At 64.1% G+C, this 17171-nt stretch carries 14 protein-coding genes; 3 read left to right on the top strand and 11 right to left on the bottom strand.

The features are described 5' to 3' along the window. The first annotated feature begins 8 nt into the window (after positions 1–8). Both QZ497_RS19465 and argE read left to right on the top strand, forming a co-directional pair. On the top strand, positions 9–686 hold the full coding sequence (locus QZ497_RS19465; RefSeq protein ID WP_295478248.1) for a DUF1028 domain-containing protein: 678 nt from the start codon (positions 9–11) through the stop codon (positions 684–686). Then, positions 683–1837, top strand: coding sequence for an acetylornithine deacetylase (gene argE, locus QZ497_RS19460; protein ID WP_295478245.1), 1155 nt, complete (start codon positions 683–685; stop codon positions 1835–1837). Before QZ497_RS19465 ends, argE begins: the two co-directional genes overlap by 4 nt. Positions 1838–1884: 47 nt before the next feature. Here argE and QZ497_RS19455 read toward each other — a convergent pair whose 3' ends face one another. The 11 genes from QZ497_RS19455 to QZ497_RS19405 all read right to left on the bottom strand — a co-directional run bounded on the left by QZ497_RS19455 (position 1885) and on the right by QZ497_RS19405 (position 15575). Beyond that, the gene (locus QZ497_RS19455; RefSeq protein ID WP_295478242.1) at positions 1885–3876 is read right to left on the bottom strand and encodes a methyl-accepting chemotaxis protein; all 1992 of its coding nucleotides are present in this window, start codon (positions 3874–3876) and stop codon (positions 1885–1887) included. 357 nt (positions 3877–4233) lie between these two features. Beyond that, a complete protein-coding gene (locus QZ497_RS19450) occupies positions 4234–5469 on the bottom strand; it encodes a PrpF domain-containing protein (RefSeq protein ID WP_295478240.1) in 1236 nt (411 codons plus the stop codon). Between the two features lie 75 nt (positions 5470–5544). Then, positions 5545–6498 carry a carbohydrate kinase gene (locus tag QZ497_RS19445; RefSeq protein ID WP_295478237.1) on the bottom strand — a complete coding sequence of 318 codons (954 nt, stop codon included), beginning with the start codon at positions 6496–6498 and terminating at the stop codon, positions 5545–5547. A gap of 73 nt (positions 6499–6571) precedes the next feature. Continuing rightward, the gene (gene xylB, locus QZ497_RS19440) at positions 6572–8071 is read right to left on the bottom strand and encodes a xylulokinase (RefSeq protein WP_295478235.1); all 1500 of its coding nucleotides are present in this window, start codon (positions 8069–8071) and stop codon (positions 6572–6574) included. A gap of 2 nt (positions 8072–8073) precedes the next feature. Further along, entirely contained in the window at positions 8074–9549 is a 1476-nt protein-coding gene (locus QZ497_RS19435) for a mannitol dehydrogenase family protein (RefSeq protein WP_295478232.1), read from the bottom strand. Positions 9550–9575: 26 nt separating this feature from the next. Further along, a complete protein-coding gene (gene ugpC / locus QZ497_RS19430; protein ID WP_295478229.1) occupies positions 9576–10679 on the bottom strand; it encodes a sn-glycerol-3-phosphate ABC transporter ATP-binding protein UgpC in 1104 nt (367 codons plus the stop codon). A 15-nt stretch (positions 10680–10694) separates the two neighbouring features. Further along, a complete protein-coding gene (locus QZ497_RS19425; protein ID WP_295478226.1) occupies positions 10695–11528 on the bottom strand; it encodes a carbohydrate ABC transporter permease in 834 nt (277 codons plus the stop codon). 10 nt (positions 11529–11538) lie between these two features. Beyond that, complete coding sequence (locus QZ497_RS19420; RefSeq protein ID WP_295478223.1) at positions 11539–12471, bottom strand: carbohydrate ABC transporter permease; 933 nt, start codon at positions 12469–12471, stop codon at positions 11539–11541. A gap of 132 nt (positions 12472–12603) precedes the next feature. After that, positions 12604–13914, bottom strand: coding sequence for a sugar ABC transporter substrate-binding protein (locus QZ497_RS19415; protein ID WP_295478220.1), 1311 nt, complete (start codon positions 13912–13914; stop codon positions 12604–12606). Positions 13915–14141: 227 nt separating this feature from the next. Further along, positions 14142–15047, bottom strand: a complete 906-nt coding sequence (locus tag QZ497_RS19410; protein ID WP_295478217.1) for a helix-turn-helix domain-containing protein — start codon at positions 15045–15047, stop codon at positions 14142–14144. Between the two features lie 162 nt (positions 15048–15209). Continuing rightward, complete coding sequence (locus tag QZ497_RS19405; protein WP_295478214.1) at positions 15210–15575, bottom strand: hypothetical protein; 366 nt, start codon at positions 15573–15575, stop codon at positions 15210–15212. Between the two features lie 265 nt (positions 15576–15840). Between QZ497_RS19405 and QZ497_RS19400 the strand changes: the two genes are divergently transcribed. Next, positions 15841–16797 carry a tetratricopeptide repeat protein gene (locus QZ497_RS19400; RefSeq protein ID WP_295478211.1) on the top strand — a complete coding sequence of 319 codons (957 nt, stop codon included), beginning with the start codon at positions 15841–15843 and terminating at the stop codon, positions 16795–16797. Positions 16798–17171: the final 374 nt, after the last annotated feature.

Here is a 17171-nt window from a genome sequence, read left to right as displayed (position 1 = left end):
AGGCGCGCATGACCTTTTCCATCACGGCGCGCTGCGCCAAGACCGGCCAACTGGGCATCGCCATCAGCTCGTCGAGCATCGCCGTGGGCGCGCGCTGCCCGTGGCTACGGCCGGGTGTCGGGGCGGTAAGCTCGCAGAACATCACCCTGCCGGCGCTCGGCCCGCGTACCCTGGACCACCTGGGCCATGGCGAGGACCCGCAACAGGCGCTGCGCCTGAGCCTGGCCGAGGACGCCTACAGCGCCTATCGCCAGGTGACGGTCATCGACGCGCAGGGCCGCACGGCACATTTCAGCGGCAGCCAGACCCTCGGCGTAAACCACGCGCTCAGCGGCCGTGACTGTGTCGGAGCGGGCAACATGCTCAAGGACCCGCGCGTGGTCCAGGTGCTGGTCGAAGCCTTCGAACAGTCAACCGGGCCGCTCGCCGAACGCCTGATCCACGCCATGCAGGCGGCCATGGCCGCGGGTGGCGAAGCCGGCCCGGTGCATTCGGCGGCCGTGCTGGTGGTCGGCGAGCCCAGTTGGCCGATCGTCAACCTGCGCGTCGACTGGGCCGAGCAGGACCCTATCGGTGAACTGGCGAAACTCTGGCAGGCCTACCGGCCGCAACTGCAGGACTACATCGACCGCGCCTTGGCCCCGGACCGTGCGCCGGGCTACGGCGTTCCGGGAGACGACCGATGAACGACAGCCGTGCCCTGCTGGCTCGGCTGGTGGCCTTCGACACCACCAGCCGCGAATCCAACCTGGCCCTGATCGACTACGTGCGCGACTACCTGGCCGCGTTCGGTGTCAGCGCCGAGCTGACCTACAACGACAGCCGTACCAAGGCCAACCTGTTCGCTACCATTGGCCCGCAGGAGCATCCGGGTATCGTGTTGTCCGGCCACACCGACGTAGTGCCGGTGGACGGCCAGGCCTGGACGCGCCCGGCCTTCGAACTCACCGAAGCCGAGGGCAGGCTTTACGGGCGCGGCACCGCCGACATGAAGGGTTACCTGGCCTGCGTGCTGGCGCTGGTGCCGGCGGCGGTCAAGGCACCCTTGCGCCGCCCCCTGCACCTGGCGCTGTCCTACGACGAAGAAGTCGGCTGCCTGGGCGTGCGCGGCCTGCTCGCGCAACTGAGCCAGCGCGCGGTGAAACCGATGCTCTGCGTGATCGGCGAACCCACCGAACTCAAGCCGGTGCTGGGGCACAAGGGCAAGCTGGCGATACGTTGCGAAGTGAAAGGCGCGGCCTGCCATTCGGCCTACACCCCGCAAGGGGTGAACGCCATCGAATACGCCGCGCGGCTGATCGGCGAGCTGGGCCGCCTGGCCGAGACCCTGAAAGCGCAGGAACATTGCGACACGAACTTCGACCCACCCTTCTCCACCGTGCAGACCGGCGTGATCCAGGGTGGCCAGGCACTGAACATCGTGCCGGAACACTGCCGCTTCGACTTCGAAGTGCGCGCCCTGCCCTCGCTGAACCCGGCCCACGTGCTGGAACAGTTGCGCGACTACGCGCAGCACAGTCTGCTGCCGGCCATGCAGGCGGTCAGCGGCCAGAGCGCCATCCACTTCCATGAACTGTCCAGCTACCCGGGGCTGTACACCGCACCGGACAGCCCGGCCGCCGAGTGGCTGGCGCAGTTCTGCGGCTCGCGTGATTTCGGTACGGTGGCCTTCGGCACCGAGGGCGGCCTGTTCGACCAGGCGGGCGTGCCGACGGTGGTCTGCGGTCCCGGCAGCATGGACCAGGGCCACAAGCCCGACGAATTCGTCAGCGTCGAGCAACTGGCCGCCTGTGACGCCATGCTCGAGCGCGTGCTCGAATTCGTCTGCCGCGACTGAAACGAAAAGGCCTGAGCAGCGACCGCTCAGGCCTTCGTCGGTGGCGGTCAGACCTTGAAGCGGCCGACCAGGGCGATCAACTGCTCGTTGGACTGCTGCACTGCGGTCGTGCCTTCGGCGGTGCGCGTCCCACTGGTCACCAGCTCTTCAACCATGTGGCGTACCGCGACCATGTTCTGGTTGATCTCGCCAGCCACCGCGCTCTGCTGCTCGGCAGCGGTCGCGATCTGCGTGGACAGGTCGCTGATGCGCGCCACCGAACCGCTCATCTCATCCAGGCCGGCAGTCACCTGACGGGTCTTGTCAGCGGTGCTCTGGCAGCTGGCCTTGGTCACTTCCATGGCCGACACCGCCGAGCTGACGCCCTGCTGCAACCGCCCGAGCATCTCGTTGATCTCGGCGGTGCTCTGCTGGGTACGCCCGGCCAGCGCCCGCACCTCATCGGCCACCACCGCGAACCCGCGGCCCTGCTCGCCAGCCCGCGCTGCTTCGATAGCGGCATTGAGGGCCAGCAGGTTGGTCTGCCCGGCGATCTCGCCGATCACCCCCAGCACCTGGTTGATGCGCTCGGCATCGGTTTCCATGGCCTTGACCTTCAGCGTGGCGTCGTCCACCTGCTCGACCAGCGCCAACACGCTATTGGAAGCCTGCTGCACGGTCAGCCGTGAATGTTCGGCCTGGCCGTTGGCTGCGCGGGTCAGGTCGGCGGTGTCGCTGGCACTGCGCGATACGGAGTCGGAGGTGGCGCTCATCTCGGTGATGGCAGTCACCGCCTGGTCGGTCTCGGCGGCATGGCGGCCCAGGATGGAGCTGGTCTGCTGGGCTTGCCCGTGCAACTGCCGGATACCGCTGTTGATGCGCTGGGTCGCGTCGCCCACCTCGCCCATCAGGCGTTGCAGGTAGGCAATGAAGGTATTCACCGCACCGGCCACGGCATCCACCTCGTCCTTGCCCTGCACCGGCACACGACGGGTCAGGTCGGCATCGCCAGCCGAGAGGGATTCGATATTGCGTTGCAGCATGCCCAGGCGCCCCATCAGTTTGCCGAGCGCCAGGACCATGATCGCCGCCAGCAGTACCACAAGGGGCAACTGGATCAGCGCCAGGGTCTGCAGAATGCTGGTGTTGGTGGCGTGCAGCAGTGAGGTCGGCAATGCGGTGGCGAGCAGCCAAGGCGTACCGGCCAGGGGACGCAGGAAGAAACTGTGCGGCGTACCGTGTTCGTCTTCGTAGAAATCGCGCACCACGGCATCGCCTTGCAGCTTGCCCAGGTTGCGCTGGATGGCGGCAACGAAGGGCGAACGGCCAGCATAGGCGGAAACGTTGTTGAGGATCTGCGAATCGCCCAGCTCGGTCAGGTTGCTGAGGATCTTGCCGTCTGCCTCGACGATCATCATGTCGGTGTCGTCCAGGCTCTTGCGCAAGTCGTTGACCAGCGGGTTGAAGAAGCCCAGGGTCATGTCGATGGTCGCCACGCCGTAAGGCTTGCCATCACGCTGGATGGCCATGGCGCAGTTGGTGCGCGGTTCGGCACTCGCGGCATCCTTGTAGGCAGCCGCCCAGGCGCACTGCCCGGCGGGCGCCTTGAGGCCGGCGAGGTACCAGGGTTGTTCCCAGTAGTTGAGCGATTCGGCCGAGTTCCAATGGGTGTTGACGATCAGCTTGCCGGAGGCATCGCGGTGGTAGAAGGTGCTGAACTTGTCACGCCCCTGCTCGCGTTGGTTGGGCAATGGCCAGATACCGCCGCCGAATACCTTGACGTCACCGTACTGGTCTACCAGGCCCGGTAGCACTTTATCGATCATCGGGCTGTCCAGCAGCGGCACCGCCTGGGTGATCGCGCGCTGCTGCGACTGGATCTGATTCAGCTCGCGGTAGATACGGGTGCCGACATCGTTGACCCGGGTCAGCACCGAGGCCTCGCCAGCGGCGACCAGGTCCGGCGTTACCCACAGGCGAATACCGATGACGGTGGCCGCGATAGTGGCAACGATGAAAGCAAGGAACATGAGGGTGTAGCGGATCCGAATCGTGGCCATTTCTTATTCCTGTTATTCATTAAGCCAGGGCACATGGCACCGTCGTCCAGCGGCGGAGGCATGAGATCCAATAACACTATCGTCTTGAGAAATACCTTCTTGAGCCCAGCCAGGCCCCGTTCATCGGCAGCAAGTTGCTTGCTGCAGAGCCCCAGTCGTGAGGTGCCCGGACATTATTAATGGCAATTCACCATTATCCGCAAGGTTTTCCTGGCGCTTCGATCAAAAGATTTGCACGTCCGACAGCCAAGCCTGTTGCGCGCCGGTTTGAATAAGAACGACTCAGGTTACAAGTGCCGGTTGCGGCGGCCTTGAAGGCCGCCTTTCGATCTTGCCGAGGCTTTTTGCAGCCAGTATTCAGAGTGCTCCGATCAGGGCATCGAGCAACGCCGCTGAAGCGCCATAAAGGGGAACATGCCCGCGCATGAGAATCTGCGTACTGCGGCGATAGGCGGCTGCCTGGATCTCGATTCGCTGTTCGACACACCGGGCGGTGACCGTCGCATCCAGTTTGCCGGCCGGGTTCTCGATGCTCACCTCTATGTCGCCAAAGGTCGCGCCAGGTGCGCTCACCCGTTGCGCCACCTGATGCGCCGTGCTGCCCGGCAACAGGCAGGCTGCGGCCAGGCAGCAGCCTCCCGAGACCGCCATGGAGGCATGCCCGGTCTGTGGCGTGAAGTAACGCACCGTGATATTGCCGCCCTCGGTCGGGGCGCCGACGATGCACACCTTGGGAATGGTTTCGCTGCGCTCGATCTCCGCGCGGGTCATCAGCTCGCCGTCGCGACGGCGCAGCTTCATTTTCAGCCCCGCCGCCACCCAGACCTTGCGCAACTCGGCCATGAAGGCCGCATCGCCTTCCAGCTCCGCGATCGATTCATGGCCGGTCTTGCCAAAGCTCGCCGCCTTGGCGATGACCATCGGCACCGCCACGTCGACACAGGACACTTCATGGCCTTCGATCTCATCGACCACTGCGCCGGTCGGTAGCAGCACCCCGGTCTTGCTGCCAACCGGATCCTGCAAGAACAGATCGACCCGTGGGAAGGCTCCGAGCACGCCAGGAATGTCCGCCAGCGCAAAGCGACCGTCATCGCCCCGCCACATGCGGCTGAGGGTGACGACCCCGGTATTGCTGTTGAAAATCTCGACCTCGCAGGCGCCTTTTTTGGGCGCCTCGATCATCGCGCTGTCAAACGCCCAGAGCGGCAAGGCCGAAGACATGTTCCCGCAGTTCACGCTCCAGTCGATGCCGGCATGACCACTGGCCAGCTGCGCCAGCGTACTGACCAGGCGCGGCCCGGCCGGCGTCTGTTCGACCCTGGCCAGGAACACCTTGTTGCTGGTCGCCGGACCACGCCCCAGGCCGGCTATCTGCCGATTGCCCGGAGCCTCACCCACCTGCGGAACCCCCATCAGATGCCGCAGCAACTCGTCGCGCAGCGCTTCATCCTTCGGCAGCAAGGGCTCCCAGATCACCACCCCGGTGGACGTGCCACCGCGCATGTAATGCACGGGGATTTCCATCACCCCCAGATGGACGCGGCAGCGCAAATCGATGGAATGTGCAGTCAAGTCTTCGGCGTTGGGCATGATCGTTCCAGATTGAGTGCGGGGCAGTGGAGCCGGCAGGCTAGCACGCCATGCCGCGCTCCGACTCAAGGATGTTCAACGCACTGCCAGGTGATCGCCGCTCAGCTCGTGCAGGTAAGGCAGGTCCGGGCCGACTCGCGAACAGGTCACGGCGGCCGCCTCGATGGCCAGGCGCAGCATCGCGTCGATCTGCTCACGGCTGAGCGTCGCCAGCGCCTCGGGGGTATCCAGTGCGTGGCGGGCCAGGTAGCTGAGCAGCGCAGCCTGGAAGGTGTCGCCGGCCCCGACGGTGTCGCGGGTGGTGACCGCCACGGCGGGCGCTGACCATTGCCCGTGGCGGCTGTGCACGCTGGCGCCCTGGCTGCCGTGGGTGAGGAACACCAGTTGGCAGCGTTCGTTGCGCCAGGCCGCCGCGACCTGTTGCGGGTCGCGCTCGGGGTACAGCAGTTGCAGGTCTTCTTCGCTGACCTTGATCAGGTGCGCGTAGCGGGCAAAGGCCTCGACGCGTTCACGCCAGCGCGCGATGTCCGGCGCCGGGCCGAGCCGTACGTTGGGGTCGAGGCTGATCAGGCGCTGCTGATGTTCGCGCTGGACCAGTTGCAGCAGCGTACTGCCCACCGGTTCCACCACCAGCGAGAACGAGCCGACATGCAGGCCGCGCACCTGGGCATCGAGTGCCGGCAGATGCTCGGCACGCAGCAGGCGGTCGGCGCAGCCTTCGCCACGGAACGAGTAATGCGGCGAGCCTTCGGCGTCCAGGCCGACCATGGCCAGGGTGGTCGGCGCATCGCTGGCGATCAGGCAGGCGTCGCTGACGCCCTCCTCGCGCAGCACCTGGCGCAGCCGTTGGCCGAGGCTGTCCGACGAGATGCCAGTGAACAGCGCCGACACGGCGCCCAGACGGCGCAGCCCCAACGCCACGTTGAACGGCGAACCACCAGCGATGGCCTTGAAGGCCAGCTCGTTGCTACGCGGGCCGTCGTTCTGGATGAACACATCGAACAGCGCTTCGCCACAGACCAGGTACATGGGTGTCTCCCTATCGGTTCACAGGCACCTGAGCCAACGACCGGCGTTTTCAAAGGTGCTCTTCAAGGCGTTCTCACGCCAATGGGTTCTCGGCCAGCAGGCTGACCTGCTCACGGTAGCGCTGATAGACGCGTTCGTACTGCGCCGTGCGCGCCGGGTCTGGCTGGGTGTGCGTACTGGCATCGAGCTGCACGCAACGCTCGCACAGCGCGGCAAGCTGCGCCTGGCGATCCGCGCCGGGCATCACGCACCAGGCGGCCTGGATGGCAGCGCCCAGCGCGGCGGCTTCGGTGTGCTGCGGGCAAACCAAGGGGGTGCCCATGATGTCGGCAATCACCTGGCGCCACACCGGACTCTTCGCCGCGCCGCCGATCAACTGGATGGTCTGGCTTTGCAGGCCGCTGGCGCGCAGCAGGTCAAGACCATAGCGCAGGCCGAAGCTGGTGCCCTCGACCACTGCCCGACACAGGTTGGCGCGGGTCAGGTTGCCCCCGTCCATGCCCCTCAGGCTGGCACGCGCGTCGGGCAGTGCCGGCACCCGTTCGCCATTGAAGAACGGCAGCATCAGCAAGCCCTCGGCGCCGATCGGCGCTTGCTCGACCAAATCGCCGAAGCGCTGCAGATCCACCTCCAGCAGTTGCTGGACCAACCCCGTGGCACTGGTGAGGTTCATCGTGCAAATCAGCGGCAGCCAACCCCCGGATGACGAACAGAAGGTCGCCACCTGCGCATGCGGGCTGACCATCGGCTTATCGCTATAGGCGTAGAGGGTGCCGGAGGTACCCAGGCTCATGGTGATCGCCCCTGGGCGGATGTTGCCGGTGCCGATGGCGCCCATCATGTTGTCGCCGCCGCCACTGGCGACTACGGCCTCGGGGTTGAGCCCCAGTTGGCGGGCGATCTGCCGGCGAATGCGGCCCACCGGCTGATGCGCTTCGAGCAACGGCGGCAACGCGTGCTGCAGCCGCCCGCTGGGATCGATGAAGTTGAGCAGCGCGCGGTCCCAGCTGCGCGTGCGGACATCGAAATAGCCCGTGCCGGAGGCGTCGCCATACTCGCTGCAGGCACGCCCGGTGAGCCAGTAGTTGAGGTAGTCATGCGGCAGCAGGATATGCGCGATGCGGGCGAACAGGTCCGGGTGGTGCTCACGCGTCCACAGCAGCTTGGACACCGTATAGCCCGGTGCGATGGCCACGCCCAGGCGCTGCAGCGACCCCGCCTCGCCGCCGAGATGATCGAGTAGAAGCCGGTTCTGCGGGGTCGACTCGGTGTCGCACCAGAGCTTGGCCGGGCGCAGCACCGTGCCTTGCTCATCGAGCAGCACCAGGCCGTGCTGCTGACCCGAAACGCCAATACCCAGAATCTGCTCACCGCTGATACCGGCGGTGGCCAGTGCTTCGCGGGTGGCCTGTTCGAAAGCGTCCAGCCACTGCTGCGGTTGCTGCTCGCGTCGGCCATTGGCGCCGCTGTGCAGCGTATGGCTGGCGCTACCCGCGCCGAGCACCTGGCCGCTGTCGGCATCCAGCACCAGCGCCTTGGTGCCCTGGGTGCCGCAATCGATACCGAGGTACATGCTCAGTTACCCAGCACGATCTGCAGGGTGCGGGTCACCCCGAGCGTGCGCAGATTCTCGTAGCAGCGCTCGAAGGCCGCCGCGAACTCAGCTGATTGCGGGATGGCCGTGCCGAAGATGGCCTCGACGCCCAGTACCCGTTCGCGCACCTGAGCGTCATCGGCTACCAACGCCTGACAGAACTCGGCGCGTGGGTCGGGAATACGATAGTCCACCCCGTTCTCATCCACGCCCTTCAGGTACATTGCCCAGGCGGCGACCACCAGGGCGCCCCGCTCCAGCGGCTGGCCGTCGGCGATCAGGCGGTTGAGGGTCGGCACGATGAACTTGGGAAACTTCGACGAACCATCCGAGCACACGCGCTCCAGCTGGTCGGCGATGGCCTGGTTGGAAAAGCGCTCGATCAGCGTGTCCTTGTAGGTGTTCAAGTCGATGCCCGGCACCGGGGCCAGTTGCGGGGTCACGTCGAGGTCCATGAAGGTGCGCACGTACTCGCGCATCAGCGGGTCGTTCATGGTTTCGTGAACGAAGCGGTAACCCTTGAGAAAGCCCAGGTAGGTGAGTGCCAGATGGCTGCCGTTGAGCAGCTTGATCTTCATTTCCTCGTAGGGGGTGACGTCGTCGGTGAACTGCACGCCGACCTTTTCCCAGGCCGGGCGGCCGTTGACGAATTTGTCTTCCAGCACCCATTGCACGAAGGGCTCGCAGACCACCGGCCAGGCATCGTCGATGCCGTGCTGCTCGGCCAGTTGCTGGCGGTGCGCCGCGCTGGTCATCGGTGTGATGCGGTCGACCATGGCGTTGGGGAAGCTGACATGGTGGTCGATCCAGGTGGCCAGTTCATGGTCAGCCAGATGCGCGAAAGCCAGCAGCGCCTTGCGTGTGACAGCGCCGTTGTGCGGCAGGTTATCGCAGGACATCAGCGTGAAGGCACGAATACCGGCGGCGCGACGCTTGGCCAGGGCGGCGCAGAGAATACCGAACACGCTTTGCGGCGCTTCGGGGTGGCGCAGGTCGTGCTGGATGGCAGGCAGCTCGGCGAGAAACTCGCCGGTGCTGTCGTCGATGCAGTAGCCGCCTTCGGTGATGGTCAGCGAGACGATGCGAATCGCCGGATCGGCCAGTTTGTCGACCAATGCCTGGGGCGACTCTTCGGCCAGCAGCATGTCGTTGATCGCGCCGATCACCCGCACCGGCAGGTTCGGTTGGTCGCCCAGTTCGACCAGGGTGTAGAGGTAGTCCTGGCTGGCCAGGGCATCGCGCATGGCGCGGTCTGCGGCGCGCACGCCGACCCCGCAGATGCCCCAGTCGAGCGCCAGGCCCTGGTTCATCAGGGCATCGGTGTAGACCGCCTGGTGGGCGCGGTGAAAGCCGCCAACGCCGATATGGGCGATGCCGGTGCGGATCATGTCGGCGGTATAGCTGGGCAGCGCGACAGCGCCGCCCAGCCCGGAAAGCTGCTGGCGATTGAGTTTCATCTGGAAAATCCCTTGGTAAAGCGGCGTCAGGCGGCCTGCTGCAATGGTTTGGCGACGGCTTGGCCATCGGCGTCGAAGAGGTGGCAGTGCGCCAAGTCGAAATCCAGCGTCAGGTCGTCCCCATAACGCGGGGCGAAGTCACCGCGCACGCGCACCGTGAGCATCTCGTCCGAGGTGCAGCGCACATGGCAGAAGGTGTCGCTGCCCAGGCGCTCGCTGACATCGGCAATGACCTGCATGCGCCCGCTACCGGCGCTGACCACGTTGAGGTGTTCCGGGCGTATGCCCAGGGTCACGCTGCTGCCGACGCTGAGGCCCGCGGCGCACAGCGGCAGCTCCAGGTGCGGGCCACAGTCCAGCTGCACCTGGCAACGCTCGGCCTCGACACCGCTCAGGGTGCCGCGCAGCATGCCCATCTTCGGCGTGCCGAGAAACCCGGCGACGAACAGGTTGGCCGGATGGTGATACAGCTCCAGCGGCGAACCGACCTGCTCGACCCGCCCGCCATTGAGCACCACCACCTTGTCGGCCAGGGTCATGGCTTCGACCTGGTCGTGGGTCACGTAGATCATGGTGGCCTGCAGCTCCTTGTGCAGCCGCGCCAGCTCCAGGCGGGTCTGCACGCGCAGGGCGGCGTCGAGGTTGGACAGCGGCTCGTCGAACAGGAAGATCTTCGGGTTGCGCACGATGGCGCGGCCGATGGCCACGCGCTGGCGCTGGCCGCCGGAAAGCTGCTTGGGTTTGCGCTCCAGCAGCGCCTCCAGCTGCAGAATGCGCGCGGCGTTGGCGACCTTGGCTTCGACCTCCTGCTTGCCCACCCTGGCCAGGTCGAGGGCGAAGGAGAGGTTCTTGCGCACGGTCATGTGCGGATACAGCGCGTAGGTCTGGAACACCATTGCCAGGTCGCGGCGCGCCGGGGCCATGTCGGTGATGTCCTGACCGTCGAGTTCGATACGCCCGCTGCTGACCTCCTCCAGCCCGGCGATCAGGCGCAGCAGGGTCGACTTGCCACAGCCTGACGGGCCGACGAAGACCACGAACTCACGGTCGCGGATATCCAGGTCGACGCCCTTGATGATCGCCGTGCCATCGAAGCCTTTTTGCAGGTTGCGAATCTTCAGATTAGCCATGTGGAAGGTCTCCTGTTATTTCACCGCGCCGAAGGACAGGCCGCGTACCAGTTGTTTTTGGCTGATCCAGCCGAAGATCAGGATGGGCGCGCAGGCCAGTGTCGAGACGGCGGAAAGCTTGGCCCAGAACAGCCCCTCCGGGCTGGAGTAGGACGCCACCAGGGCGGTCAGTGGCGCCGCGGCGGAGCTGGTCAGGTTGAGCGACCAGAAGGCCTCGTTCCAGCACAGGATCAGCGACAGCAACATGGTCGAGGCCAGGCCACCGCGGGCGATCGGCAGCAGCACGCGGACGATCTCCTGCCAGGTGGTGGCGCCATCCAGGCGCGCCGCTTCGAGGATGTCCACGGGGATGTCCTTGAAGTAGGTGTAAATCATCCACACGACGATCGGCAGGTTGATCAGGGTGTAGATGACGATCAGCGCCAGGCGCGAGTCGAGCAGGCCGAACTGCTTGGCCAGCAGGTAGATCGGCACCAGCACGCCCACCGGCGGCAGCATCTTGGTCGACAGCATCCACAACAGCGTGCGCTTGGTGTGGCGCGTTTCGAAGAACGCCATGGAATAGGCCGCCGGAACGGCCAGGAGCATGCACAGCAGGGTCGCGGAGACCGAGATCAGCACCGAGTTCCAGGCGAAGGCGAAGTAGTCGCTGCGCTCGTTGATGTGCAGGTAGTTCTCCAGCGTCGGGGTGAAGATGAACTGCGGCGGCGTGGCGAAGGCATCGATCTCGGTCTTCAGGCTGGTCAGCACCATCCAGAAGATCGGGAAGAAGATCACCACGGCGATGGCCCAGGCCAGGACGCCGATGATCAGGCTCTGCAGGCGACGGGATTGTTTCAGCGTCAGCATCCGATTGCCCTCACTGTTGGTCGGTCAGGTTCTTGCCGATCATGCGGATCAGCACGATGGCGGCGATGTTGGCGATGACCACCGCGATCAACCCGCCCGCCGAGGCCATGCCGACGTCGAACTGCAGCAGGGCCTGGTTGTAGATCAGGTAGGCCAGATTGGTCGACTCGTAACCCGGGCCGCCGCTGGTGGTGGTGTAGATCTCGGCGAACACCGAGAGCAGGAAGATGGTCTCGATCATCACCACCACGGCGATCGGCCGCGCCAGGTGCGGCAGGGTCAGGTGCCAGAAAATGGCGATGGGACCGGCACCGTCGAGACGCGCGGCTTCCTTCTGCTCCTGGTCCAGCGACTGCATGGCGGTCATCAGGATCAGGATGGCGAACGGCAGCCACTGCCAGGACACGATCAGGATGATCGACAACAGCGGATGCTGCGCCAGCCAGTCCACTGGCTGGGCACCGAAGAACTGCCAGACGGCGGCGAGGATTCCCGAGACCGGATGGAAGATCAGGTTCTTCCACAGCAGCGCGCTGACCGTGGGCATGATGAAGAACGGCGAAATCAGCAGCACCCGCACGATGCCGCGCCCGAAGAACTCGCAGGCTTCCAGCAGCGCGGAAATCAGCACGCCGAACACCACGCTGATCAGCAGCACGCTGCCGACCAGCAACAGCGTATTGCCAGCCCCGGAGAGGAACGCGGCGTCGGTGACGAAGTAGTGGAAGTTCTCCAGGCCGACGAAGTCGTTCTCACCGGGATACAGCAGGTTGTAGCGGATCAGCGAGAAGTAAACGGTCATGCCCAGCGGCACGATCATCCAGATCAACAGCAGGGCGACCGAAGGGCTGACCAGAAACCAGCCGGGCGCCAGGCGCCGGGGCTTGCGCCCGCCTGGCGTGCCGGCCTGTGCAGCAGGTGTGTTGATAGCCGTAGAGTTCATCATGCCTCCGAGGGCGTAATGGGTGGTGACGTGAGCAGAGAGCGGATCGCCCAGGCATGGCCCAGGCGCCATGCCCCGCCTACCGCCGGCTCACGCAGAGCCCCGTGGGCTGAGGCTGGGTCTGCGCGACGGCTACTTCGGATACCCGGCGCGCTTCATTTCTCGCTCGGTGCTCTGCTGGGCGGCCATCAGTGCTTGCTCAGGCTGCATCTGCCCGGTCAGCGCAGCGGCGAACAGCTTGCCGACGCTGGTGCCGATGGCCTGGAACTCGGGGATGGTCACCAGTTGAATGCCCACATAGGGCACCGGCTTGGCACTCGGGTTGGCCGGGTCGGCCTTCTTCAGCGATTCCAGGGTGACTTTGGCGAATGGCGCGGCCTGCATGTAGGCATCGCTGTAGGTCGAGGCGCGGGTACCTGGCGGCACGTTGGCCACGCCATCCTTCTCGGCGACCAGCTGCGCATAGGCCTTGGAGGTGGCCCAGGCGCTGAAGGTCCTGGCAGCGTCCTTGGACTTGGAACTGGTGGGAATCGCCAGTGCCCAGGAGTACAGCCAGGAAGCGCCCTTGTCGGTGACCTGGGTCGGGGCAAAGGTGAAGCCGACGGCGTCGGCGACCTTGCTTTGCGAGGTGTCGGTCACGAAGGAGCCGGCGACGCTGGCATCGACCCACTGCGCGCACTTGCCGCTGTTGAACAGCGCCAGGTTTTCGTTGAAGCCGTTGCTGGAGGCACCCGGCGGGCCGTACTTCTTCATGTTGTCGACGTAGAAGTTGAGCGCGCTCTTCCACTCGCTGCCGGTGAATTCGGGCTGCCACTGCTCGTTGAACCAGCGCGCACCATAGGCATTGGCCAGGGTGGTGATCAGCGCCATGTTCTCGCCCCAGCCGGCCTTGCCGCGCAGGCACAGGCCGTACACGCCCTTGTCCGGCTGATGCAGCTTGCCGGCGAACTGGGCTATCTGATCCCAGGTCGGGTGCTCAGGCATGCTCAGGCCGGCCTGCTGGAAAAGGTCCTTGCGGTAATAAGTGATCGAGGCTTCGGCATAGAACGGCAGCGCATACAGCGTGCCCTTGGCGGACAGGCCCTGGCGCACCGACGGGAAGACATCGTCGAGGTCGTAGTCGGCTGGCAGGTCCTTCATCGGCTCCAACCAGCCTTTTTCGCCCCACAGCGCCGCTTCGTACATGCCGATGGTCAGCACGTCGAACTGACCGCCCTGGGTGGCGATATCTGTGGTCAGACGCTGGCGCAGCACGTTCTCTTCAAGTACCACCCACTTCAGGCGGATATCGGGGTGCTGCTCTTCGAAGGCCTTGGCGAGCCGCTGCATGCGGATCATGTCGCTGTTGTTGACCGTGGCGATGGTCAGGGTTTCGGCGCCCTGGGCGACCACGCTGAGGGAGAGGCAAGAGGCTGCTGCGAATGCTTTGATCGAGTGGTTCATGCTTGTGAACTCCTCTTCCGCGCTCGTGCGGCTACGGAAGAACGTTATTGTTTTTGTTTCGCTCGGGCTCGATTACACCCCCTGCTGGCTCGCGCGGACAAATCCTTGAGCGCACAACGATCGATACTTTTTTGCACTCGACGGACGAACAGAAACCCACATAGCTACGGAAAGACCTTTCTAGCACGGGGCTTTTCGAGGATATCGGCGTGGATAATGCTGCCGGCTCAGTACAGGTTTCGCTCGGTGAGGCGCTGCACCGCGAGCTTGCGATAGCCCGACGGCGTCATACCCTTGAGTTGCTGGAAGCGGCGGTTGAAGTTGGAGATATTGCTGAAGCCAGACTCGAAGCAGACGTCGGTCACCGGCTTGTCGCTCTTGCTCAGCAGCTCGCAGGACTTGCTGACCCGCAGACGGTTGACGAACTCGACGAAACCACGCCCGGTGGCCTGCTTGAAGAAGCGCGAGAAATAGGTGGTGGTCATGCCCAGGTGCGCGGCAACTTCTTCCTGGCTGATGCCCTGCGCGTAGTACTGGAAGATGTAGTCCACTGCCCGGTTGATACGCTCGACATGTTGCTCGTCACCCAGTTGCGAAGAGGTCACGCCCGACAGCAACTGGTAGTCCTCGCTGCCCGCGAGCAACTCCATGAGGATGAAGAAATGTCCCAGGCGAGTAATGCCACGGCTGCTGGCGATCTTGCTCATCAACACGCCGGCTTCGCGAATCATCTGCGGGTCGCGAAACTCGATACCGAACTGCGCGCGAGCCAGCAAGGGCTGCAGGCCACCGAGTTCGGCGAACACGGCACTGCCGCTTTCCAGCACCTCATCGGTGAAGTTGACCAGCATGTCGCGGGTTTCCACCACCTCGCCCTCCTCCACCTGGCTGATCCAGTTGTGCGGCAGGCCAGGGCCGGTGAGAAACAGGGTATAGGGAGAAAAATTGCCGATGTAGTCGCCGATGAACACCTTGCCGGAGCTGGCGACGATCAGGTGCAGCTCATATTCCTTGTGAAAGTGCCAGCGTACGAGGGGCGATGGGAAGCCATGCTGACGGTAGATCAGCGAATGGCCTTCGTGGTCGTCCATCAGTTCGTAGGACGGGTCGGCTACGCGGGATGTCCGGGTCATGGGCTACGCCGTTGCTCGGCGACATGCCAGTCGGTTCAGGCTGGGATGTCTGCTGTGTTCACTCATGGGCAGGCCAGTGTAGCAGCCAAAAATGAACGAGCCCCACCTGTGCGGGTGAGGCTGTTTTCAATTCGATGTTTCGTCATACGCCGCCTGGAAAGACTAACGCATCTTGTACAGCACAGCGGCGCCAGGTTTGGCTTCGAAAGCAGGCACCGTACGTTGCTCAAGTGGCCTGCCCGAGGCATCCCACACCAACGTGTCCGAGGGGTACTCGTCCTTGCGGGTCATGGCGTCGATTTGCTTGACGATCACAGCCGAGCTTTCAGGCACCTCGGGGTTCCATTCGAATACGCCAACTCTGCCGAAGAATACCGCCGGAGCATCGGCATCGAGACGCCGGTCGGGGCACATGACCAGACCTCGGTCGAGCATGACCCGCAGGGCACCGACCGGCACTTTCTTCACCGTCGGCGTGGTGCGTTCAGCGCTGTGGCCTGGGCAGACATTGGCCGAGCGCATCAGCATGTCCTCGACTACTTCATTATCGGATTGGGCATGCGCCGAAAAGGCAGCGGCAGATAAGGCAAGAATTGCAAGGTTTGACTTCCAGGACACCAGAAACCTCCTATGGAAAGAATGCTCCAACGTTGCAGACCGTTCAGGTTGGACACAGTTCATTTTCCGGGGTGTTACGGTTCGAACCTGCCCAGCAGAGCCATTGCCTTGTTTGGCTTCTGTAAGCGCCTTTAGAATGGTCGGCCCTCGCAAGGCAGGAAACACCATGTGGTTCATGAATAAAAAAACGCTCAGTGACGAGCAGGTGACTGCGCTCAATGAGCAGGCCTGGGCGGCGTTTCGCGAGCAGGATCTGGACACCGCGCTGGAGTCCTTCCAGACCCTTGCCAAGGCGTGCCCCGCCGACCCGCGCTGGATGAACGGCGTTGGCGCGGTGAGTCTGGCACGTGACGATCGCGCCGATGCCCGTCGACACTTCCAGATGGCCGCCGATCGCGATTATCCCGGCAGCCACTACAACCTCGGCATCATGGCCTATCAAGACGGTGATCACGACGTCGCCCGCCGACACTTCCAGAGGGCTGCCAAGCACGATTATCCGGGCAGCCACTACAACCTCGGCAGCATGGCCTTCCAGGAGGGTGATCACGACACCGCCCGCCAATACTTCCAGAAAGCCGCCGAGTACGATTGTCCCCGCAGCCACTTCTACCTTGGCAGCATGGCCTACCAGGACGGCGATCACGATGCCGCCGTCGAGCACCTCAACAACGCCGTGCGCCACGATCATCCGGAGGCGCTGAACCTGCTTGGCGACGTCCATCTGCATGCCGAACGCTATCCGCAGGCCGAGCAGGCCTACCGGCGCGCGGCCGAGTTGGGCAATGTCGACGGCTACAACAATCTTGGCCTTCTGTACCTGCAGCTCGAAGACTATCAGCAGGCGAAGCAGGCGTTGTTGCAGGCCCTGGAATCCGACCACGTATTCGCCCAGCACAACCTGGCTGTGGCCTATCACCGCCTGGGCGAACTCGAGGCGGCCGAGCGCTGGTACCTGATCTCCTTCTCTCTGCACGGCAACCTGCAGTCGCTGGAGAACCTTGGGCATGTATATGGCGAAAGTGGGCGTGAGATCGAGGGCCAGGCGCTGGTCGCGGCCTCCGACAAGCTCTACGAAGATCAGCCTCTCAACGATTACGAGCAGGCGTTGATCGACAGGTTGCTGGCCTGAGCCACGATGACATTGCGGAAAATCCTCAGCGGCTCTTGAGAGAGACTCTGGGGTACTGCAGCCATATAGGGTAATCTGAGCCTGCCGCCCGATCTGCCGGTACGGGCCAGGTATCCATTCGTGCACGGAAAAATATGTGTTTCGTTTCAGACACTTAAACAACCGTTGCGACACGTGCTACGCCGTCAGTTTGGCGCCAGAACGAAAAAACCCAGCGCAATGGGTGGGTTATCTCATATTGCATCAGTTTGAAGCGCCCTTAAGGTTCGCTCCAGACGGCTGTATGACCTGACCTTCTGCTACGAAAGCCCCGACCATGTCTTTTCCGCCTTAAAAGGTGGTGGGTCGTGTAGGATTCGAACCTACGACCAATT

Source organism: uncultured Pseudomonas sp., assembly GCF_913777995.1.
Taxonomy (GTDB): Bacteria; Pseudomonadota; Gammaproteobacteria; order Pseudomonadales; family Pseudomonadaceae; genus Aquipseudomonas.
The sequence above is the reverse complement of the archived record's forward strand: the minus strand, read 5'-3'. Positions and strand labels throughout refer to the sequence as shown.

Bases quoted from the DNA above. Each gene is read 5' to 3' on its own strand.
- ugpC (WP_295478229.1), bottom strand. From the start codon at position 10,679: ATGGCTAATCTGAAGATTCGCAACCTGCAAAAAGGCTTCGATGGCACG.
- QZ497_RS19405 (WP_295478214.1), bottom strand. From the start codon at position 15,575: ATGCTGATGCGCTCGGCCAATGTCTGCCCAGGCCACAGCGCTGAACGC.
- QZ497_RS19455 (WP_295478242.1), bottom strand. From the start codon at position 3,876: ATGGCCACGATTCGGATCCGCTACACCCTCATGTTCCTTGCTTTCATC.
- argE (WP_295478245.1), top strand. From the start codon at position 683: ATGAACGACAGCCGTGCCCTGCTGGCTCGGCTGGTGGCCTTCGACACC.
- QZ497_RS19400 (WP_295478211.1), top strand. From the start codon at position 15,841: ATGAATAAAAAAACGCTCAGTGACGAGCAGGTGACTGCGCTCAATGAG.
- xylB (WP_295478235.1), bottom strand. From the start codon at position 8,071: ATGTACCTCGGTATCGATTGCGGCACCCAGGGCACCAAGGCGCTGGTG.
- QZ497_RS19445 (WP_295478237.1), bottom strand. From the start codon at position 6,498: ATGTACCTGGTCTGTGGCGAAGCGCTGTTCGATGTGTTCATCCAGAAC.
- QZ497_RS19410 (WP_295478217.1), bottom strand. From the start codon at position 15,047: ATGACCCGGACATCCCGCGTAGCCGACCCGTCCTACGAACTGATGGAC.
- QZ497_RS19415 (WP_295478220.1), bottom strand. From the start codon at position 13,914: ATGAACCACTCGATCAAAGCATTCGCAGCAGCCTCTTGCCTCTCCCTC.
- QZ497_RS19420 (WP_295478223.1), bottom strand. From the start codon at position 12,471: ATGAACTCTACGGCTATCAACACACCTGCTGCACAGGCCGGCACGCCA.
- QZ497_RS19425 (WP_295478226.1), bottom strand. From the start codon at position 11,528: ATGCTGACGCTGAAACAATCCCGTCGCCTGCAGAGCCTGATCATCGGC.
- QZ497_RS19450 (WP_295478240.1), bottom strand. From the start codon at position 5,469: ATGCCCAACGCCGAAGACTTGACTGCACATTCCATCGATTTGCGCTGC.
- QZ497_RS19435 (WP_295478232.1), bottom strand. From the start codon at position 9,549: ATGAAACTCAATCGCCAGCAGCTTTCCGGGCTGGGCGGCGCTGTCGCG.
- QZ497_RS19465 (WP_295478248.1), top strand. From the start codon at position 9: ATGACCTTTTCCATCACGGCGCGCTGCGCCAAGACCGGCCAACTGGGC.